The 21,410-nt window shown below is 64.2% G+C and carries 16 protein-coding genes and 1 pseudogene; 11 read left to right on the forward strand and 6 right to left on the reverse strand.

The window, feature by feature from the left end:
• Positions 1–17 precede the first annotated feature (17 nt).
• On the forward strand, positions 18–1,127 hold the full coding sequence (locus tag OH705_RS17555) for a P1 family peptidase (protein WP_038706304.1): 1,110 nt from the start codon (positions 18–20) through the stop codon (positions 1,125–1,127).
• Positions 1,128–1,172: 45 nt separating this feature from the next.
• Here OH705_RS17555 and OH705_RS17560 read toward each other — a convergent pair whose 3' ends face one another.
• Positions 1,173–2,504, reverse strand: coding sequence for an MFS transporter (locus tag OH705_RS17560; RefSeq protein ID WP_267302632.1), 1,332 nt, complete (start codon positions 2,502–2,504; stop codon positions 1,173–1,175).
• Between the two features lie 154 nt (positions 2,505–2,658).
• On the opposite strand from OH705_RS17560, the gene OH705_RS17565 reads away from it, so the two are divergent.
• The 6 genes from OH705_RS17565 to OH705_RS17590 all read left to right on the forward strand — a co-directional run bounded on the left by OH705_RS17565 (position 2,659) and on the right by OH705_RS17590 (position 9,384).
• The gene (locus tag OH705_RS17565) at positions 2,659–3,756 is read left to right on the forward strand and encodes a sugar diacid recognition domain-containing protein (RefSeq protein WP_094011975.1); all 1,098 of its coding nucleotides are present in this window, start codon (positions 2,659–2,661) and stop codon (positions 3,754–3,756) included.
• Between the two features lie 110 nt (positions 3,757–3,866).
• Positions 3,867–5,006: a glycerate kinase gene (locus OH705_RS17570; protein WP_267302633.1), complete on the forward strand. Its 1,140-nt coding sequence runs from the start codon at positions 3,867–3,869 to the stop codon at positions 5,004–5,006.
• Between the two features lie 306 nt (positions 5,007–5,312).
• Positions 5,313–5,786, forward strand: a complete 474-nt coding sequence (locus OH705_RS17575; protein WP_038706300.1) for a MarR family winged helix-turn-helix transcriptional regulator — start codon at positions 5,313–5,315, stop codon at positions 5,784–5,786.
• A gap of 30 nt (positions 5,787–5,816) precedes the next feature.
• Positions 5,817–7,010, forward strand: coding sequence for an HlyD family efflux transporter periplasmic adaptor subunit (locus OH705_RS17580; RefSeq protein ID WP_038706299.1), 1,194 nt, complete (start codon positions 5,817–5,819; stop codon positions 7,008–7,010).
• Positions 7,007–8,542: a DHA2 family efflux MFS transporter permease subunit gene (locus OH705_RS17585; protein ID WP_023629481.1), complete on the forward strand. Its 1,536-nt coding sequence runs from the start codon at positions 7,007–7,009 to the stop codon at positions 8,540–8,542. The genes OH705_RS17580 and OH705_RS17585 overlap by 4 nt, the downstream gene beginning before the upstream one ends.
• Positions 8,543–8,637: 95 nt before the next feature.
• Entirely contained in the window at positions 8,638–9,384 is a 747-nt protein-coding gene (locus tag OH705_RS17590; protein ID WP_023629480.1) for an SDR family oxidoreductase, read from the forward strand.
• A 9-nt stretch (positions 9,385–9,393) separates the two neighbouring features.
• On the opposite strand, the gene OH705_RS17595 is transcribed toward OH705_RS17590, so the two are convergent.
• From OH705_RS17595 to ccoG, 5 genes are all read right to left on the reverse strand, one after another.
• A complete protein-coding gene (locus OH705_RS17595; RefSeq protein WP_267302635.1) occupies positions 9,394–11,490 on the reverse strand; it encodes a hybrid sensor histidine kinase/response regulator in 2,097 nt (698 codons plus the stop codon).
• Positions 11,459–13,555 carry a hybrid sensor histidine kinase/response regulator gene (locus tag OH705_RS17600; RefSeq protein WP_052062212.1) on the reverse strand — a complete coding sequence of 699 codons (2,097 nt, stop codon included), beginning with the start codon at positions 13,553–13,555 and terminating at the stop codon, positions 11,459–11,461. Before OH705_RS17600 ends, OH705_RS17595 begins: the two co-directional genes overlap by 32 nt.
• A gap of 43 nt (positions 13,556–13,598) precedes the next feature.
• Positions 13,599–15,665, reverse strand: a complete 2,067-nt coding sequence (locus OH705_RS17605; protein WP_267302636.1) for an ATP-binding protein — start codon at positions 15,663–15,665, stop codon at positions 13,599–13,601.
• Between the two features lie 61 nt (positions 15,666–15,726).
• Positions 15,727–17,136 (reverse strand): GntR family transcriptional regulator MpaR, encoded by a 1,410-nt coding sequence (mapR, locus tag OH705_RS17610; RefSeq protein WP_038706298.1) that lies wholly within the window; start codon positions 17,134–17,136, stop codon positions 15,727–15,729.
• 39 nt (positions 17,137–17,175) lie between these two features.
• Positions 17,176–18,582, reverse strand: coding sequence for a cytochrome c oxidase accessory protein CcoG (ccoG, locus tag OH705_RS17615; RefSeq protein WP_267302637.1), 1,407 nt, complete (start codon positions 18,580–18,582; stop codon positions 17,176–17,178).
• Positions 18,583–18,873: 291 nt separating this feature from the next.
• Here ccoG and OH705_RS17620 point away from each other — a divergent pair, with 291 nt between their 5' ends.
• The 4 genes and pseudogenes from OH705_RS17620 to OH705_RS17635 form a co-directional block, all read left to right on the forward strand.
• Positions 18,874–19,764, forward strand: coding sequence for a serine hydrolase domain-containing protein (locus tag OH705_RS17620; RefSeq protein ID WP_267302638.1), 891 nt, complete (start codon positions 18,874–18,876; stop codon positions 19,762–19,764).
• Between the two features lie 253 nt (positions 19,765–20,017).
• Complete coding sequence (locus OH705_RS17625; RefSeq protein ID WP_236660999.1) at positions 20,018–20,287, forward strand: hypothetical protein; 270 nt, start codon at positions 20,018–20,020, stop codon at positions 20,285–20,287.
• Positions 20,288–20,504: 217 nt separating this feature from the next.
• Positions 20,505–21,047 (forward strand): AAA family ATPase, encoded by a 543-nt coding sequence (locus OH705_RS17630; protein ID WP_267302639.1) that lies wholly within the window; start codon positions 20,505–20,507, stop codon positions 21,045–21,047.
• 22 nt (positions 21,048–21,069) lie between these two features.
• Positions 21,070–21,316: pseudogene (locus tag OH705_RS17635) on the forward strand (efflux RND transporter permease subunit); the annotation flags it as partial.
• Positions 21,317–21,410: the final 94 nt, after the last annotated feature.

Consider the following 21,410-nt stretch of genomic DNA (forward strand, 5'->3'; position numbering starts at 1 on the left):
GTATCCAAGGAGTACACATGCGTGCGCGTCAACTGGGCATCACCCTCGGCCACGGCACCCCGGGCCCGTTCAATGCCATCACCGACGTCCCTGGAGTGCGGGTCGGCCACAGTACCTTGATCGACGAACAACGCCCGGCACCGATCCGCACCGGGGTGACCTTGATCGAGCCCCGTGCGGGCGCGGCCCGCCAGCAACCCTGCTTCGCCGGCTGCCACGTGCTCAACGGCAACGGCGACGCCACGGGCCTGGAGTGGATCCGTGAGGCTGGCCTGCTGACCACGCCGATCGCCATCACCAACACCCATAGCGTCGGCGTGGTGCGCGATGCGCTGATCGCCGCCGAGCGCGAGCGCCTGCCGGACGATGCGGTGTACTGGTGCATGCCGGTGGTGATGGAAACCTACGATGGTTTGCTCAACGATATCTGGGGCCAGCACGTGACCCCGGCACAGGTACGCCAGGCGCAGGAGGCAGCCATCCCGGGGCCGGTGCAGGAAGGGCCGGTGGGCGGTGGCACGGGGATGATCTGCCACGAGTTCAAGGGCGGCATCGGCACGGCCTCGCGGCGCCTGGAGGACGGGCAGGGCGGCTGGACTGTCGGTGCGCTGGTCCAGGCCAACCATGGCCAGCGGCGCGAGTTGCGGGTGGACGGCTACCCGGTGGGGCGCCAGCTGGGGCATTTGCCGTCGCCTTTCGCCGAACCTGTGACCGGCACCCCGGGCATGGGCTCGATCGTGGTGGTGATCGCCACCGACGCACCGCTGCTGCCGCACCAGTGCCAGCGCCTGGCCCAGCGCGCGTCGATCGGCATCGCCCGCACTGGTGGCGGCACCGAGGACTCCAGCGGCGATATCTTCCTGGCGTTCTCCACCGGTAACCAGAATCTGCCGCCGGCGGACTATGCACGCAAGGGGCTGGAACAATGCACCGAGTTGCGCATGCTCAACAACGACCATATCTCGGCGTTGTTCATGGCGGCCGCGGAAGCGGTGGAGGAGGCGATCGTCAATGCCTTGCTGGCGGGGCGCACGATGCAGGGCAAGGGAGGGGTGGTGGTGCCGGCGCTGGATGGGGATACCTTGCTGACGGCATTGCATGAAGCAGGTTGGAAACCTCGCGACTAGCGTAGTGGCCATCGCGGGGCAAGCCCGCGATGGCCTCGTCGACACTTACTGGCGAGCGCCTGCCAGGGCGCTGCTGGTGCTGCGCGAAACGCGCAAGGCCACCAGGCTACCGACCATGATCAACCCGGCCAGCGCATACAGCGCCGCATCGGTCGAGCCGGTCTGGTCCTTGATGAAGCCCACCAGGTAGGGGCTGAGGAAGCCGGCCATCTGTCCCACCGAGTTGATGATCGCCAGGCCCGCCACGGCGGTGCCGGCGGTGAGCAGCGCGGTCGGCATCGGCCAGAACATCGGCAGGCCGGTCAGCGCGCCCATGGTGGCAATGGACAGGCCGAGGATGGCGATGGTCGGGTGGGCGGCGAAGTTCACTGCGATCAACAGGCCCAGCGCGCCCATCAGCATCGGTACCACCAGGTGCCAGCGGCGTTCGTTGCGCAGGTCCGCCGAGCGGCCGACGACAATCATGAACACACCGGCCAGCAGGTACGGGATGGCGCTTAGCCAGCCGATCAGCAGGGGGCTGTCGAAGCCCATGTTCTTGATGATCGACGGCAGCCAGAAGTTGATGGCATAGACACCGCTCTGGATGCAGAAGTAGACGAAGCCAAAAGTCCAGATCAGCGGGTTGCCCAGCACCGACAGCACGCTATCGCCGCGAGTGGCCGGCTTGCCGGCGGCGTCGGCTTTCAGGTCCGCCTCGATCAGCTGGCGTTCGACCGGGCTCAGCCAGCGGGCGCTCTGGTAGCCGTCGCTGAGCAGCACGATGGCCAGCGCGCCCAGCGCGACGGTGGGCAAGCCCTGGATCAGGAACATCCACTGCCAGCCGGCCAGGCCGTGCTGGCCCGCGGCGAAGTGGTCGAGGATCCAGCCAGAGAATGGCCCGCCCAGCAGCCCGGACACCGGGATCGCCGACATGAACAGGGCCATGATGCGGCCGCGACGGTCCGCCGGGAACCAGCGCGAGAGGTACAGCACAACGCCCGGGAAGAAGCCCGCTTCGGCGGCGCCGGTCAACAGGCGCAGGGTGTAGAACTCGGTGGGGGTGGTGACGAACAGCAGGCAGGTGGACAGGCTGCCCCAGGCGATCATCATCAGCGCGATCCAGCGCCGCGGCCCGAAGCGGTTGAGCGCCAGGTTGCTGGGCAGGCCGCAGAGCACGTAGCCGATGAAGAAGATGCCGGCGCCGAGGCCGTACACGGTTTCGCTGAATTTCAGTGCGTCGAGCATCTGCAGCTTGGCGAAGCCGACGTTGACGCGGTCGAGGTAGTTGAACAGGTAGCAGATGAAAATGAACGGGATCAGCCGCAGGGTGATGCGCCGGTAGAGCGCGTTGCGGGTGATCTCGTTGCCTTGGTCAGGGGCGGGGCTGTGTGCCATGATCGGGTTCTCTGTTGTTATGGTTGTCACCGCGTCGCCTGTGCCGGCGCTCGCATGGAAAAGTCTCGGGCAGTGTAGCGCGGCTGTCTTTGTGCTTTTGCACAGCGTCAGGTATGGGCTGCTGTGCCGCCGACCAAAGCCGAAGGATCCTTACATGTTCGAGCTGGACCACGACCTGGCCCAGGACATCGTCGACCGGGCGATGGCCATCCTGCCGTGCAACGTCAACGTGATGGACAGCCAGGGGCTGATCCTGGGCAGTGGTGAGGCCGAGCGTATCAACACCCGCCACGAAGGCGCGCAACTGGTGCTGGCCAATGGGCGCATCGTCGAGCTGGACGTGGAAGCGGCCAAGTGCCTCAAGGGCGTGCAGCCCGGTGTCAACCTGCCATTGATGCTCGATGGCCGGCTGATCGGCGTGCTCGGCCTCACCGGCGATCCTCAGCAACTGCGCACCTACGCCGAGCTGGTGCGCATGACCGCCGAGATGCTCCTGGCCCAGCGCCACCTGCAGGTGGAGCAGCAGTGGCGGCGCCAGCGCTGCGACGACCTGCTGGCGCTGTTGCTGGGCGGCAGCGGCGACTCGCCGCGGTTGGTCGATGAGGCCCGGCAGCTGGGGCTCAAACCGAACCTGCCACGCATTGCCTGCCTGTTCGAGTTGCGTGGCGGCCCGCCTGCCGAGGCGCTCTCGGCCTGGCTGATGAGCCGCTACCCGGACAGCTGGTGTGTCAGCCCTGCGCGGCAGTCGCTGCTATGGTGCCGGCCAGCTGGCGTGCCGCTGGACGAGCCGCGCCTGCTCGAGCGCCTGCAACGCCATGGTTGGGACGTCGAGCGCCTGGCCTTGGGCAGCCCGGCGCAGAGCCTGGAGCAACTGCGCCGCAGTTATCGGCGGGTGCGCGACCTGCTGGCCTACGGTCGTGAGGTGCTGCCCGACGAGCGCCTGCTGAGCCTGGCCCGCTACCGGCTGCCGGCGTTGCTGTGGCGGCACCGCAACGACGATGCGCTGGACGAGCTGCTCGAACCCTTGCAGCGCATTCGCGCCAAGGATGCCAGCGGGCAGTTGCTGCTCACCCTGCGCGCCTGGTGCGCCCATGACGGGCAGAGCCAGGCCTGCGCCGAGGCGCTGGGGATCCACCGCAACAGTCTGCGCTACCGGCTGGAGCGCATTGCCGAGGTTGGCGAGGTGGATCCGTTGCGCATGGAGGGGATGCTGAGCTTGTACCTGGGGTTGCAGCTGTTGCCGGCGGACTGACGGCTGGCAAAGGCATCCGCCCAAACAACCGCCGCTGGTTTTTGTGCATTCGACCGAGGCCAGTGCACCGCGCACCTGTCAGCATGCGCGGAACAGGACAGGAGAATCCCATGAAAATCGTCATCGCCCCCGATTCGTTCAAGGACAGCCTCGACGCCGCCGGTGTCGCCCGCGCCATCGCCAGCGGCCTGGCCGAAGTGTGGCCGGCCTGCGAGCGCATCGAATGCCCGATGGCCGATGGCGGTGAAGGCACCATGGAGGCGATCGTCGCCGCCAGTCAGGGCGAGTTGCGCTGCCAGGTGGTGCGCGGCCCGCTGGGCGAGCCCGTCGAGGCTGCTTGGGGCTGGCTGGCCGAGAGCCGCACGGCAGTGATCGAGATGGCCCAGGCCAGTGGTATCCAGCTGGTGCCCAACGGGCGGCGCGATGCGTGTCGTAGCAGCACCTGGGGCACCGGCGAACTGATCGCCGCGGCGCTGGCGGCCGGCGCCTCGCGCATTGTCCTGGCCATCGGCGGCAGCGCCACCAACGACGGCGGCAGCGGCATGCTGCGCGCGTTGGGCCTGCGCCTGCTGGACGCACAGGGCGAGCCGCTGGCCGAAGGCGGGTTGGCCCTGGCGCAGCTGGCGCGCATCGACGCCAGCGATCTGGACCCGCGCCTGGCGCAGGTGCGGGTGGACGTTGCCGCCGATGTCGATAATCCGCTGTGCGGCGCCAATGGCGCCTCGGCGATCTTCGGCCCGCAGAAGGGTGCCAACTCCGAGCAAGTGCAGGCTCTGGACCAGGCCCTGGCGAACTTCGCCGATCATTGCGCGGGTGTGCTGGGCAAGGATGTGCGTGACGAGCCTGGCAGCGGTGCGGCCGGAGGGATGGGGTTTGCGGCCAAGGCGTTCCTGGGCGCGCAGTTCCGCCCGGGGGTCGAGGTGGTCGCCGAGCTGGCCGGGCTCGATGCCCTGGTGCAGGGCGCGGATCTGGTGATTACCGGTGAAGGGCGCTTCGATGCCCAGACCCTGCGCGGCAAGACACCCCTTGGTGTGGCGCGGGTAGCCAAGCGCCACGGCGTGCCGGTGGTGGTGCTGGCGGGTACGCTGGGTGCGGGTTACGAGCAACTGTATGGGCTGGGCATCGATGCGGCCTTCGCCCTGGCCAGCGGGCCGATGAGCCTGGAGCAGGCCTGTGCCGAGGCTGGGGCGTTGCTCAAGGCGCGGGCCGCGGATGTGGCGCGGTTGTGGCAGGTGGCGCGCCAACACTGACGACGTCATAAGACAACCAGGCTTCATGAGGCTGACCCGGTCCCTGTGGATGCAACTGTCTCGTGATGCTTGCAAGGGACTCATCGCTGGCAAGCCAGCTCCCACAGGGACGGTGCTTGCCCGCCAAGCGGGTGCCACCCATCTCGATGCGCCGCCTCTGGCGGCGCTCCTTGCCTGTCCTCGCGCAGCAAAGCGCTGACGCTTTCAGCCCCTCCCAATGAATATTTATTTAGCATCCTAATCAAGGCTTTGACATTCACTGCCTAAGCAGTAATATTTTCACACAATTACCCGAGCAGGCCGCCGATGTCCCATTTCACCCCGGAAAACTTCCAGACCTGCGCCATCGGCATGCTGCTCGGCCGCGCCGCGCTGCTCAAGGACCGCATCCTCGACTGGCACCTCGAAGCCGACGGCGTCACGGCCGCCCAGTTCAAGGTGCTGATCATCGTCACCCAGTACCAGGTCGACACCCCGGCCGAACTGTGCCGCTACCTGGGCCTGGACAGCGGTTCGATGACCCGCATGCTCGACCGCCTCGAGCAGAAGGGCCTGATTCTGCGCAACCGCTGCCCCGACGACCGCCGCCAGGTGCGCCTGGCCCTGACCGCCGACGGCCAGCGTCTGGCCGACCGCTTGCCCCAGGTCGGCGCGGCGGCAATGAACGAACTGGTCGGCGTACTGCAGCCCGAGGAGCTCAAGACCCTCGAGCAACTGCTTGCCAAGGTCCTGCTCAGCGCCGGCGACCCCCTGACGATTCGCCGTTTCGGCGACCGTTGATCCCAGTCACGCATTTTCCAAGGTATTGTCATGGCCACTCCCGTTGACACCTCCACCCCGGCCCCTGAGCCTGACAACTCGGGCAAGCGCAAGGCCTGGCTGCTCGCTTTGTTGTTGATCCTGATCCTCGCCGGTGCCGGCACCTGGGCCTGGTACAGCCTGGTCGGGCGCTGGCACGAAAGCACCGACGATGCCTACGTCAACGGCAACGTCGTGGAAATCACTCCGCTGGTGAGCGGCACTGTCACCAGCATCGGCGCCGACGACGGCGACCTGGTGCATGCCGGCCAGGTGCTGCTGCGCTTCGACCCGGCCGACAGCGAGGTTGCCCTGCAGGCCGCCGAAGCCAAGCTGGCGCGCACCGTGCGCCAGGTGCGCGGGCTGTACAGCAATGTCGATTCGCTCAAGGCTCAGTTGCAGACCCGCCAGGCCGAGCTGCAGAAGGCCCAGCAGGACTACAACCGACGCAAGGTGCTGGCCGACAGTGGCGCCATCGCCGCCGAGGAAGTCGCCCACTCCCGTGATGACCTGACCGTGGCCCAGGCCGCCGTCAACAGTGCCCGCCAGCAACTCAACACCAGCTCCGCGCTGGTCGACGACACGGTGGTCTCGTCGCACCCGGAAGTGATGGCCGCCGCCGCCGACCTGCGCCAGGCCTACCTGGACCATGCCCGCACCACGCTGGTGGCGCCGGTCACCGGCTATGTCGCCAAGCGCACCGTGCAACTGGGCCAGCGCCTGCAGCCGGGTACCGCGACCATGGCGGTGATCCCTCTGGACGAGGTGTGGGTCGACGCCAACTTCAAGGAAACCCAGCTGCGCGACATGCGCATCGGCCAGCCGGTGGAAATCACCGCCGACCTGTACGGCAGCGAAGTGACCTACTCCGGCACCGTCGACAGCCTCGGCGCCGGCACCGGCAGCGCCTTTGCCCTGTTGCCGGCGCAGAACGCCACCGGCAACTGGATCAAGATCGTCCAGCGGGTACCGGTACGCATCCATCTGGCCCCTGAGCAGCTGAAAAGCCACCCGCTGCGGATCGGCCTGTCCACCGTCGCCGAAGTCGACCTGCACGACCAGAGTGGTCCGGCCCTGGCCCAGCAACCGCCGCAGCAGGCCAGCTATACCACCGAGGTGTACGACCGCCAGCTGGTCGAGGCCGATGACCTGATCGCCCGGCTGATCCACGAGAATAGCGCCACCGGCAAGACGGCCCAGCGATGAGCCAGGCGGCCCCCGCGCAGTTCACCCCGCCGAGCCTGCTGCTGACCACGATCGGGCTGTCCCTGGCGACGTTCATGCAGGTGCTCGACACCACCATCGCCAACGTGGCACTGCCGACCATCTCCGGCAACCTCGGCGTGAGCTCGGAGCAGGGCACCTGGGTGATTACCTCGTTTGCGGTGAGCAATGCCATCGCCCTGCCGCTGACCGGCTGGCTGAGCCGGCGCTTCGGCGAAGTGAAGCTGTTCATCTGGGCCACGCTGCTGTTCGTGCTGGCGTCGTTCCTGTGCGGTATCGCCCAGTCGATGCCCGAGCTGGTGTTCTTCCGTGTGCTCCAAGGCGTGGTGGCCGGCCCGCTGTACCCGATGACCCAGACCCTGCTGATTGCCGTATATCCACCGGCGAAACGGGGCATGGCCCTGGCGTTGCTGGCGATGGTCACGGTGGTCGCGCCGATTGCCGGGCCGATCCTCGGCGGCTGGATCACCGACAGCTACAGCTGGCCGTGGATCTTCTTCATCAACGTGCCGATCGGCCTGTTCGCCGCCGCCGTGGTGCGCCAGCAGATGCGCACGCGCCCGGTGGTCACCAGCCGCCAGCCCATGGACTACATCGGCCTGCTGACCCTGATCGTCGGCGTCGGCGCCTTGCAGGTGGTGCTGGACAAGGGCAACGACCTGGACTGGTTCGAGTCGTCGTTCATCGTCATCGGCACGCTGGTCTCGGTGGTATTCCTGGCGGTGTTCGTCATCTGGGAGCTGACCGATCGCCACCCGGTGGTCAACCTGCGCCTGTTCGTGCACCGCAACTTCCGCATCGGCACCTTGGTGCTGGTGGGTGGCTACGCAGGGTTCTTCGGGATCAACCTGATCCTGCCGCAATGGCTGCAGACCCAGATGGGCTACACCGCCACCTGGGCGGGCCTGGCAGTGGCGCCGATCGGCTTGTTGCCGGTGCTGATGTCGCCGTTCGTGGGCAAGTACGCGCACCGGTTCGACCTGCGCCTGCTGGCCGGCATCGCCTTCCTGGCGATCGGCACCAGCTGCTACATGCGCGCCGGCTTCACCAACGAGGTGGACTTCCTGCACATCGCCCTGGTGCAGCTGTTCATGGGTATCGGCGTGGCGCTGTTCTTCATGCCGACCCTGAGCATCCTGCTGTCGGACCTGCCACCGCACCAGATCGCCGACGGATCGGGGCTGGCGACGTTCCTGCGTACCCTGGGCGGCAGTTTCGCCGCGTCGCTGACCACCTGGATCTGGATCCGCCGGGCCGACCAGCACCATGCCTACCTCAGCGAGCACATCAGCACCTTCGAGCCGGCCACCCGCCAGACCCTGGAACAACTGGGCGGGGCCAGCCCGCAGAACTACGCGAAGCTTGAACAGATCCTCAACAGCCAGGCGTACATGATGTCGACGGTGGACTACTTCACCTTGCTGACCTGGGTGTTCGCCGGTTTGATCCTGCTGGTGTGGCTGGCCAAGCCACCGTTCACGGCCAAGGCCGCTCCGGCGTCGGCAGGGCACTGAGTCCAACCTGTGGAAAGGTCCGATAAGCCTGCCGTTTTCAAATGGTGGTATTTCCCCTAATCTTGTAGGTCCTTTCGGGACTACTTGGCAGGCTCATGGACAAGGTCATCGTCATCACCGGCGCCAGCCGGGGCATAGGCGCCGCCACCGCGCTGTTGGCGGCGCAACAGGGTTACCACATATGCATCAACTACCACGCCGATGACCAGGCCGCCGAGAAGATACTGGCGCAGGTCCGCGCGTTGGGGGCCGAGGCTATTGCCGTGCGCGCCGACGCCAGTGTCGAAGACGAAGTGGTGCGGCTGTTCCACTGTGTCGACCAGCAACTCGGGCCTGTCACCGCGCTGGTCAACAACGCCGGGACCATCGGCCAGCAGAGCCGGGTGGAGGACATGTCCGAGTTTCGTCTGCTCAAGGTGATGAAGACCAACGTGGTCGGGCCGATGCTGTGCGCCAAGCATGCCTTGCTGCGCATGGCCCGGCGCCATGGCGGGCAGGGTGGGGCGATCGTCAATGTGTCGTCGGTGGCCGCGCGCCTTGGCTCGCCCAATGAGTATGTCGACTACGCCGCGTCAAAGGGTGCGCTGGATACCTTCACCCTTGGCCTGGCCAAGGAAGTGGCGGGCGAGGGCGTGCGCGTCAACGGTGTGCGGCCTGGGTACATCCATACCGGCTTCCATGCACTGAGTGGCGATCCGGACCGGGTCGGCAAGCTTGAAGCCGGCCTGCCGATGGGGCGTGGCGGCAAGCCCGAGGAAGTGGCCGAGGCGATTATGTGGCTGCTGTCGGACAAGGCGTCCTATTCGACAGGGAGTTTCATCGACCTGGGCGGCGGGCGCTAGAACCGCTCCTCACTCCTGCAGCAGGCAATCGACCTGCTCTGCCAGTTGCTGCAAGGAAAACGGCTTGGTCAGCACGCTCATGCCTGTCTCGAGGCCGCCATCGCCCAGCGCAGCCGTTTCGTCGTAGCCCGTGACAAACAGTACTTTCAAGCCTGGGTAGCGCTGGCGCAGCAGGCCGGCCACCTGGCGGCCATTGAGGCCGCCGGGTAGGCCGACGTCAGTCACCAGCAAGTCTGGCGCCTTGCTTGCCTGCAGGCCTGCCACGGCTTCGGGGCCATCCTTGAACATACGCACCTCATGGCCCATCTCCTCGAGGACTTCGCCCATCACCTTGCGCATGGCCAGCTCATCTTCAACCACCGCGACGTTGCGCGCACTGCCCTGTGTCTGAGGTGCGACCACGCACCCTGTAGTCTTGCCTCGCAGGCACTGCGCCGCGCCGTGGTGGCGAGGCAGAAACATGGATATGCTGGTGCCTTGCCCAGGTATCGAGGCTATTTTTAGCTGGCCCCCGGACTGACGTACGAAACCGAAGATCATCGAAAGCCCAAGGCCGGTGCCCTGGCCAAGCGGCTTAGTGGTGAAGAAAGGATCCATCGCCCGTGCCAGCACGGGCTTCTCCATGCCGCGCCCATTGTCGTCGACGCTGATGCGCACGTACTGCCCGGCGCCCAGATCCAGGATGGCGGCATCCTGCTCGTCCAGTTCGACGTTGCTGCAGGCGATGCGCACCGCGCCATTGCCGCTGATGGCGTCGCGGGCATTGATGCACAGATTGAGCAGCGCGCTCTCCAACTGCGGCGGATCTATGCGCACTGTCCAAAGTTCGTCATCGTTCTGACAAGACAGGTCGATATGCGGCCCGACAGTGCGCGCAATCAGTTCGCGCATGCCCTCGACCAGTGCCGCCACAGCGGTAGGCTTGGGCTGCAGAATCTGTTGGCGGGAGAACGCCAGCAGTCGGTGAACCAGCGAGGCGGCTCGCAGCGCGGCGTCCTTGGCGTTGCCCAGCAGCAGCGGCAGGGCATCGTGACGTTGTTGTTGCACGCGCTGGTCAGCCAGTTCCAGTGCCCCAAGAATGCCGCCGAGCAGGTTGTTGAAGTCGTGCGCCACACCGCCGGTCAGCTGGCCCACGGCCTCCATTTTCTGCGCCTGGCGCAACGCTTGTTCGGCTTGCGCCAGGCGTTGTTGCTCCTGGACCCGCTCGGTAATGTCGTAGGCGAACAGGTAAGCGCCCACTGGTTGGCCATCGTTATCGTGCAAGGGCGCGAAACGCATTTCATAGTGACGGCGCGCGGCACCTTCACCGAACGCGTCGATTTCGATGAAGGTTTCTCCGGACAACGCCTTGCGCCATAGCGCCAGAGAGCGTTGGCAGTCGCTCGTTGCGGCTGAGAATTCGGCCATCAGTGGCGCACCGATTTCGGGCTCGAAAGCGAAAATCCGCTGGAATTCGACGCGAGTGGCGGCGTTGACGGCCAGCCAACGCATGTGCCTGTCCACCACTTGCACGCAGGCGACGCTGGCATCGATCAGGTCGGCGAAAATCTTGCGCTCGGCTACTGCCTGCTCGATGCGCCGTTCAAGTTGCGTATTGAGCGTGTGCAAGGCCGTTTCGGCGCGCTTGCGCGCCGTCACATCGCGAAAGATCACCGCGACTTGATGATGTTCGGCGGGCTCGACCCGAATCGCCGCCAACCCAAGGCAGCGGTCAGTGGCGTACAGATCGTGTTCGAAGTAGATGGGATCGCCGGTGCGTTCCACTTCACCGAAGCGTTCCAGCCAGATTTCGGCCTCGTCGGGGATGACTTCGCGCAAGGTGCGCCCCACTACATCGGACAAACCAGCATGGCGGCAATAGGCGGGATTGGCCATCAGGTGCAGGTAGTCGTTCCATTGGCCGTCGGCGCCGGGGATGAACTGGATGATGCAGAAACCTTCCTCCATGGCCTCGAACAGGAACCGGTAGCGTTCGGCCTCCTGCACCCGCGCCTGCAATCGCTCCAGCTCTTGTGCCATGCGCATGTTGCGCTGGCGCTCTTCGCTGAGGGCCTGCCGCAGCTCATGCAGATCCTCAGGATTCTCGCTTCGCGGGCACACAGTCATCGACGGGGCTCCTTGTCATCGACAGCAATTGCTCTACCTGTTCGACCAGCGCTTCGAGCGTGAAGGGTTTGGTCAGTACTCGAGCCCCAGAAGGCATGGGCCGCTCATTCAATACGGCATTCGCATCGTAACCGGTGATGAAAAGCACAGGTACCTCAGGCAGGCGCAGGCGAAACGCCTCGGCTACCTGTCGTCCATCAAGGCCGCCGGGCAGGCCGATATCGGTGATCAACAACTCGGGCTGGCCGTTCGCCTCGAGGGCTGCAGGGCCGTTTGGGTAGCTGTCGATGCAATGGCCGAGGTCTTCGAGTACTTCAGTGATTATCGCGCGCAGTGGTTCATGGTCTTCTACCAAGGTTATGCGTCGCCCGGAGGCGGGAGTGCGGGCAGCAGGCTCGATTGCCGCCAAGGGCGGGCGTTCGCTCCCGGGTTTCCAAGGCAGGTAAAGGCGTATGCATGTCCCTTCACCAGGCGCCGAGCGGATCTGCAATTGGCCACCGGACTGGCGGACGAAGCCGTAGACCATGGACAGCCCAAGCCCGGTGTTGCGCTCTGACGGCTTAGTGGTGAAAAACGGTTCGACCGCACGTGCCGCCACCTCTGCAGACATGCCTTGGCCATTGTCCTCTACCGCCAGGCACAGATAACGACCCGCCGGCAAATTCAACGTCTGGGCAGTATCATCTGTAATCTGCACCCGGCGGCAATCGATATCGATGCGCCCGCCACTGGGCATGGCATCGCGGGCGTTGATGCACAGGTTGAGCAGCGCGCTCTCTAATTGTGGCGGGTCGACAAAGCTCAGCCCCTTGTCATGCTCGAAATGGCAGCTCACTTCAATGGCCGGGCCGACACTGCGACTGATCAACTCCTGCATGCCCTCGACCAGGGTACGGAGCCGGATCATCTGGGGCTGCAGGGTCTGTTGTCTGGAAAAAGCCAGCAGCCGCTGAACCAGCGTGGCGGCCCGATGAGCTGAACTGCAGGCGCTGTCCAGCAAGGCCGGGATATCATCATGGCGTGCTTGCTGCACACGTTGGCGCATCAGCTCCTGAGCGCCGAGTATCCCCGCCAGCAGGTTGTTGAAGTCATGGGCGATGCCACCGGTAAGCTGGCCAACTGCCTCCATCTTCTGGGCCTGGCGCAAGGCCTTTTCAGCCTCCAGCAGTTGTTGCTGCTCGTTGACCCGGCGGGTGATGTCGTAGACGAACAAATAAGCGCCGGTTATTACCCCGGCGCCGTCGCGCAGTGGCGTGAAACGCGACTCGAAATGGCCAAGGCGGCCATTTTTTTCGTAAGCGATCACTTCAGTGAAGCTTTCACCTGCCAGTGCTCTGCGCCACAGCGCCATGCAGCGGTCAAGCTCGGTGGGGAAGTCTGCCAGGCAGTCGATCAGGCTATCGCCTGCCTTGAGCGTATGGTTGAACAGATACTCGAAGTCCCTGACCGCGCGTTTGTTTACCGCGAGGAATGTCATCGAGGTGTCCACCACCTGGACCCGCGCAACGCTGTTCTCCACCAGCTCGGCAAACAAGCTGCGTTCAGCGAGGGCGGCAGCCACGCGTTGTTCGAGATGCTCGTTGAGTTGTTGCAGCGCCGTTTCGGCGCGGTAACGCTCGGTGACGTCCTTGAACAGTACCGCCACTTGCCGGCGTTCGGCCGGCTCGATGCGGAAGGTGGTCACCGACAGCACCCGCCCCGTTGCCACCAATTCCTGCTCGAACTGCAAGGGCTTCCCGGTGCGCAGCACGGGGCCATAACGGGCGATCCAGTCATCGGCTTCGTCGGGCACCATTTCCCGCAGTTTCTGCCCGGTTACGTCGGCAATGCCTGCGTGGCGGGTATAGGCCGCATTCGCCAGCACATGCACGTAGTCGCTGAGCGGACCGTGAGGCCCATCGAAGAACTCGATGACACAGAAACCTTCGTCCATCGTGTCGAAGAGAAAGCGGAACAGGTCTTGATCATCCTGTTGATGGCGGGCCCATTGTGTTTCCAACTCGGTGTTGCGCTGACGAAGGACTTCCATCTGTTGGCGAAGGGACTGCAGTTCGCGCGAGGGCATGAGGGCTTCCAGTGATAGGGGGGGGCGCCGTGGCGGCGTTGCGTCAGAGTGTGTCAGGAGCTTGGCGGGTACCGCTGAGCAACTGGTCGACCCGTGCCATCAGCAACGCCAACTCAAAGGGTTTGCGCAGCAGGAGGGTGTGATCGGATGGCGTCCACCGGTCCTTATCCAACTCCCCGTCGTAGCCGATGATGAACAACACGGGCATGTGCGCGTTACCGGCACGATAAGCGTTGGCGACCTGGTAGCCATCGACGCTACCTGGCAATCCGAGATCGACTATCAGCAATGCGGGGCTGGGGGCCTGGCCAAGGGCCTGTACGGCGCCAACGCCTTCGTCGAAGACGCGAACCCGATGCCCCCGTTCTTCCAATACCTCACGGATTACCATGAGCAGGGTCTGCTGGTCTTCGACCAGCAGAATGTCGAGGCCAGTATTACATGCAGACTCTATCGCTCGGTGAGGGTCCAAGTGTGCGAGCGGTAACGTGGAACTCTGTTCCCGTGGCAGGTACAGGCTGATGCGTGTGCCGCCTTGGGGAGTGCTGTGGATACTCAACTGTCCTCCGGACTGGCGCATCAGTCCATATGCCATGGACAAGCCCAGGCCAGTACCCTGGCCAAGTGGCTTGGTGGTGAAGAACGGCTCGATGGCGCGGGAGGCAACCTCGGCGGGCATGCCGCAGCCCGTATCTTCCACCACGATCTGAAGGTAGTCGCCTGGAGCGAGCTGCAAGGCGGCGGCCTCGGGCGAGCCGAGTGGATTGTTCTGGCAACTGATACGCAAGGTGCCGCCTCTGGACATGGCATCCCGGGCGTTGATACACAGGTTCAACAAGGCGTTTTCCAGTTGCGGGGGATCCACACGCACTGCCCACAGCCCGGCCAGCGTCGCATCGACAAATGTGATGTTCGCATCGAGGGTGCTGTTGATCAGGTCATGCATGCCCGCCATCAGAAGGTGCACGTCCACGGCCTGTGGCGTCAGCGTCTGCTGGCGGGCGAATGCCAGCAGGCGTTGGACCAGCGTGCTGGCACGCGTGGCGTTCTGCTGGACGATGCCGAGCATGTGCCGACAGTCGCGGCTATGACCGTGTCTGAGTCGTTTGTCGGCGATCTCGAGGGCGGCCAGGATGCCCCCCAGGAGATTGTTGAAATCGTGGGCGATGCCCCCGGTAAGTTGGCCAATAGCTTCCATTTTCTGCGATTGGCGCAAGGCTTCTTCTGTCAGTTGCAGGCGTTTCTGCTCCTTTACCCGCAATGAGATGTCATAGGCGAAGAGGTAGCCGCCCTGAATCCGTCCCTCGGCGTCGCGCAAGGGGTTGTAGCGCATATCGTAGTGTCGCTGCGCTTCAGCGGGGCCGACGGTGATGACATGAGTGAATGGCTCGCCCGCCCGCACTCTCGGCCACACCGGCTCGAGGCTTGGCAGGAGGTCAGGCGTTGCCGCCAGGATCTGCGAAATGGAATCGCCCACCTTGGGGATGAAGCCATGCAGACGCTCGAAGGTTTCGCATGCTGTCCGGTTGATGGCGATCAGGCGCTGGTTGCAGTCGGCAGCAAATACGTTGGCCAAGCTGTGGTCGACCAGCTCTCCCAGAAGCTTGTTGTTTACACGCGCTTCGTCAGCGCTCTTGCGGGCGCGGTCAAGCATGGCATTCGTGACCCGTTCGCTGGCCGGGGCGCCGGTAAACAGCACCGCCACCCGGCGGTCGGTGGCCGGGCCTAGGCGATGGGCAGCGATGGACAGCAGACGGTCGGTGGCGTTCAAGCGCTGCTCGAAGCAGGCCGGTTTGCCGGTACGCACGACTTCGGCGAAGCGTGCTACCCAGGCGTCGGCTTCGCTGGGGAGGAGTTCACGCACCGTCTGCCCCATCTGCTTGGCATGTGCGGTGTGCTGGAGGCAGGCATCGTTGCTGAGGATGTAGCGATAGTTACTCAGCGGCCCCTCTGGCCCGTCAAGCAGCTCCAGCACGCAGAAACCCTCGGCCATATGGCTGCGCAGCAATGCAAAGCAGTTTAATTCGAGCTCATTGCGCGCAACTTGCGCCTCGAGCTCGGCGATGCGTGCGCTCAAGCGTTCGATGGAGGGGGCTGGAGTATTGGCCATGGGCAGGTACCGGTCGGCTAGTGGCGAAACTATAACCGGGCCGACCTTTACCTGCCATGTATCAGAACGAACGCACGATTCGCCCCAAGGTTTCCATGGCCTGTTCCGCGCCATCGCCCCAGGGGCTGCCATAGTTCAGGCGGATACAGTTGCCGAAGCGCCGGGTGGGCGAGAAGATCGGCCCTGGCGCGATGCTGATGCCCTGGGCCAACGCCATGTGGAACAGCTTCAACGCGTCCATCTGCTCGGGCAGCTCCAGCCACAGGAAGTAGCCGCCAGAGGGCTGGCTGACCCGGGTCTGCGCCGGGAAGTGACGGGCGATGGCGGCGAGCATGTTGGCCTGTTGGCCCTCCAGCGCGTAGCGCAGCTTGCGCAGGTGGCGGTCGTAGCCGCCGTGTTGCAGGTAGTCGGCGATCGCCGCCTGGGCCGGCATCGAGGCGCACAGGGAGGTCATCAGCTTGAGCCGCTCGATTTTCTGCGCAAAGCGCCCGGCCGCCACCCACCCAATGCGATAGCCCGGGGCCAGGCTCTTGGCGAACGACCCGCAGTGCATCACCAGGCCTTCGGTATCGAAGGCCTTGGCCGGCTTTGGCGCCTGCTGCGAGTAGTACAGCTCGGCATAGACATCGTCCTCGATCAGCGGTACCTGGTGGCGTTTGAGCAATTCGACCAGTTCCTGCTTCTTGGCCTCCGGCATGCTCGCGCCCACCGGGTTCTGGAAGTTGGTCATGCACCACACGGCCTTGACCGGGTGTTTGTCGAGGGTCTGGGCCAGCACGCCGAGGTCCATGCCCTCGCGCGGGTGCACCGGGATTTCCACCGCCTTGAGCTTGAGGCGTTCGAGCACCTGCAGGCAGGCATAGAAGGCCGGTGCCTCGATGGCTACCAGGTCGCCAGGCTGGGTCACGGCCTGCAGGCACAGGTTCAACGCTTCCAGCGCGCCGTTGGTGATCAGCAGTTCTTCCATGGGCAGCATCAGCCCGCCAACCATGTAGCGCAGGGCGATCTGCCGACGCAGTTGCGGGTTGCCCGGCGACAGGTCGGTCACCACCATGCGCGGGTCCATGGCCCGGCTGGCGCTGGCCAGCGAACGGGACAGGCGCTGCAACGGGAACAGGCTCGGGCTGGGGAAGGCCGAGCCGAACGGTACGGTGTGCGGGTCCTTGATCGAGTCGAGGATCGAGAACACCAGGCCGCTCACATCGACATCGGTGGACTCGCTGGCCGGCGCCTGGGGCTGCGGCTCGCAGAACGGCCGCGGCGCATGGGCGTTGACGAAGTATCCGGAACGCGGCCGGGCACGGATCAGTCCGCGGCGCTCCAGCAGGTAATAGGCCTGGAACACGGTGGACGGGCTGACCCCGTGGGTCTGGCTGGCGTAGCGCACCGAAGGCACCCGCTGGCCGGGGCCTAGCACCCCGGAGCGGATCAGTTCGGCAATGTCGTCGGCAAATCGTTCGTAGCGTTTCATTATGGCTTTGGCAGGTAAGGTGATGATCAGTGTAAGGGATCAGCGATTCATCGGTGCGACGAAACGGCTGCGCGCGGTGCTGCGGATCCCCGGCTGGTCGCTGTCCTGGATCTCGAAGGTCAGTTCTTGGGAGCTGCTGGTCGGGCGATCAGCCAGCATCGCCACCGACACCGGCAGCTCGCTCATCTCGCCGGAGGCCAGGGTGAACTCAGTACGGCCATGCAGCTCGAAGCCGTCGGCGTCCACCAGGCGCAGGCGATAGTGCTGCGGTTCCTGGGTCTTGTTGATGATCTTGAGCAGGTAGATGTTCTCGATCTGGCCCAGGGCGTTCTCGCGGAACAGGCCACGGTCCTTGATCACGTCCATCGACACCATCGGGCGTATCTGCAGGGCCAACACCAGGGCGCCGATCATCACCGTCAGCGCGGCGGCGTAGCCTAGCAGGCGAGGGCGCAGCCAGTGGGTCTTGCCGCCTTGCAGGTTGTGTTCGGACTTGTAGCCGATCAGGCCACGGGCATAGCCCATCTTGTCCATCACCCCGTCGCAGGCGTCGATGCAGGCGGCGCAGCCGATGCAGGCCATCTGCAGGCCTTCGCGGATGTCGATGCCGGTGGGGCATACCTGCACGCACAGGGTGCAGTCGATGCAGTCGCCCAGGCCCTGGCTGCGCGCATCGCTGCCTTTCTTGCGCGGGCCACGGGCTTCGCCGCGGCTGGGGTCGTAGGCCACCGCCAGGGTGTCCTTGTCGAACATCACGCTCTGGAACCGCGCATAGGGGCACATGTGCATGCATACCGCCTCGCGCAGCCAGCCGGCGTTGAGGTAGGTGGCGGCGGTGAAGAACAGCACCCAGAACAAGGCCACGCCACCCAGCTCGAAGGTGAACAGTTCGGCAGCCAGCGGGCGGATCGGCGTGAAGTAGCCGACAAAGGTCAGCCCGGTCAGCACGCCAATGGCCAGCCACAGGCCGTGCTTGAGAGCGCGGCGGGCGATCTTCTCCACGCCCCAGGGCGCGGCAGCCAGCTTGATGCGTTGGTTGCGGTCGCCCTCGGCGATTTTCTCGCACCACATGAACAGCCAGGTCCAGGTGCTTTGCGGGCAGCTGTAGCCGCACCACACGCGGCCGGCAAACACGGTGATGGCGAACAGGCCGAAGGCGCAGATGATCAGCAGCGCCGACAGCAGGATGAAGTCCTGCGGCCAGAAGGTCGCGCCGAAGATATGGAACTTGCTGTCGGCCAGGTCCCAGAGCACGGCCTGGCGGTCGCCCCATTGCAACCAGGCAGTGCCGAAGAACAGTACGAACAGCAAGCCGGCGAAGGCGATCCGCAGGTTGCGGTAGAAGCCAGTGAAACTGCGTGTATGGATGCCACCGGCCACCTGGCTTTTGCTCTTGTGGGTGGTGGGGGCAACCTCGATGACTCGGAAGGGGATTCTCTCGCTCATGGTTCGTCGCTCATCAGGCCTCGATCAGGCCAGGGCACTATGGCCCGCGATCTGTTTTCAGCACAGGCCCAGGTATCGCGATAAAAACCATATCAGATGACGGGCTTGTTTGTTGAGGCCTTGTATTTCGGGGCATGGCGTACTGGATGGCAGATGCCTGCGGCTATCCACCGCACCTTTGTGGATACGGCTTTGGATGTGGGCGCGAGAAGCGGCCCGCATCGCCGCAATGCGGTAAGGTGTTGCCTCTGCGCCTGCGTACCGGTCTGTCATGACTATCATGAGTATTCGATGCTGATTTCCACGCTATTCAATGGTCGCTCATTGACGCCATCCCTCCAGGCCGAACCCTGTGTGCCCTGGTGGAGCTTCACAAAGACGGTATTGGCCGCGACCGCCTTGACCTTGGTGCGCGACGGTCGACTTGCCCTGGATACCGCGCTGCCTGAAACCCCTTACACCCTGCGCCAGCTTCTGCGTCATGAGGCGGGCCTCGCAGATTATTGCGAGCTTGCCGAGTACTACGCGGCAGTTGCCAAGCATGAACCTGCGTGGCCCGTGGACGAGATGATGCAGCGCCTGGATGGCGCCCGGCTTCGCTACGCCCCCGGAGCGGGCTGGCGCTACTCGAATGTGGGTTACATGTTGGTAGCCAGGCTCATCGAGCGGGCCACGGGCTTACCGCTTGAAGAAGCGCTCAGGCAGCAGGTGTTGGCGCCGCTCGGTATCTCGGCGGTTCGCCTGGCGAGCAAACGTGCGGATCTGAATGGGGACTACCTGGGCGATTCGTTGAACTACGACCCTGGCTGGGTCTATCACGGGCTGCTGATCGGCCCTGTTTCGCAGGCTGCGCTTTTGCTGGATCGTCTGCTTGCCGGGGCACTGCTTCCGGCCGAGCTGCTGCAGGAAATGCGGGTGACAAAGGGTTTGGGTGGGCCAATGGCTGGCCGGCCGTGGATCGCGCCTGGATATGCTTTGGGGCTGATGCGAGGGGCGGTCGAGGGTGGTTTGACGCTGGCCGGGCATACCGGGTGCGGGCCCGGGAGCGTGGTGGCGGTCTATCGATGTGCGGTGGGGGAGGCCGTCGCGTGTTGCGCAGTGTTCTCGATGGAGCTGGATGAGGGAAGTGTCGAGGCGGTGGTAGTCCGGGAGATACGTAAATTACTTGAGGCGCGGTGCTGAGGCTTTCTGGGGCTTGTTTCGCTTTTGCGGGAGATCACTAGTTGCCTGGATATAACATCCGTTTTTTGCTCGATAGCTGAACGTCGTGGATGACCGCTATCGGCCTGAATCAGCCGCTTCAACCCAAGTACCAAGAAACGATTAAAATCCCGAGCTGTCAACTTCCTTGCCAGAGTGCTGCGTTATGAAACTTGAGAGAGTTAGGTACTTGCTCGGTCCCAACCCTGGCGACCCTTCTCCGATGGAGTTGCTGGTGTTGATTCTGGAGGCGTCTATCGAGCTGGTGTCGATTCCAGGTAACGACTTTTGCTGGTCGTATTGGGCAGACGAAAGCGAAGCAATACAAGAGCTTCAAAGCTTGCTTGACTTGGTGAAGGCCGGCACCTTACCCGAACGATTGAAGCTCACCGTAATCTTTGCACCCACTGGGCCGCTGCAAGAAACAAGCATGAGTAGCGGTTGGGCAGAAACCTATTTGAAGATTGCAGAGCGATTTGATCAGGTTGAAGCATTGTTGTGGTGATGTCAGAAGATGTCCAAACACTCGCGCGGCCCCCACAGAGACGGGCATCTTGATCTTGCCAGATAGCACTAGATTGACCGCTATGGGTCGATACCAGTCATCAACGACCACGGCTATCGACCTACAACAGACGCTCAAAGCATGCAGTTGACCGAACCCGCCATTGCCGTACAATCGCGCCCCCAAAAATCATCAGGCATGGCGAGAGGGAGCTTCAATGCAACGGGTGATGATCATTGGTCAGCCAGGGTCTGGGAAAAGTACCCTGGCGCGCAAGCTTGGCGAGCGCACGGGCTTGCCGGTCGTGCATATCGACACGATTCACTGGCAGCCAGGGTGGGTCGAGCGCAGCCGTGACGAGAAGACGCGTCTTTGCCATGAGGTCGAGGCCCGTGAGCGTTGGATCTTCGAAGGCGGGCACTCGACGACATGGCAAAACCGGCTGGCCCGCGCTGACACGGTGATATGGATCGATCGCTCGGCGCCGCTTCGATTCTGGCGTGTGTTCTTCAGAACGATGCTGAGCCGCGGTCGATCTCGGCCTGACTTGCCGGACGACTGTCCGGAACTGCTGGCCAACCTGCCGGAGTTTTTCAGGTTCATGTGGCGGACGAAGAACTCGTCCCGGGAGGCGATGAAGCGATTCGTGGCGACCGCCCCGTCGGCTTGTCGCGTGGTCTGCCTGCGGTCCAATCGAGATACCGAAGTTTTTCTCGCGAGCCTGGGCGCATTGCCTGATCAGGTGGCGCGAGGTCATTAGAGGCCCGTTCTCGATTGATTGGCGGCTGCGGTCGATCGTGATGACCTCTCTGGCATTCATCGCCGGCGCCGTACCGCTTCTGCTCGGCAGCGGCGCAGGTAGCGAGGTCGGGCGTCACGGTGTTTTGCGCAATGCTTGGCGTGACGTTGTTCGGCTTGTTGCTGTCGCCGGTGTTCTATGTCGTGCTGAGAAAACTCGGCGCAGGCATTCCTGTACATTCTTCCGGCATGGCACGGGACAGTATGCTGAACATACTGCCGCGAAACTAAGTTTCGAGCGCCAGAGCCATCGATTTCCAGCCGTGCAAATGCCCTTGGTCTTGCGGCCGTTGATACTGGGTTGAAACCGATGGCCCTGGTTCAG

The organism is Pseudomonas sp. BJa3, assembly GCF_026343815.1.
Classification (GTDB): domain Bacteria; phylum Pseudomonadota; class Gammaproteobacteria; order Pseudomonadales; family Pseudomonadaceae; genus Aquipseudomonas; species Aquipseudomonas soli.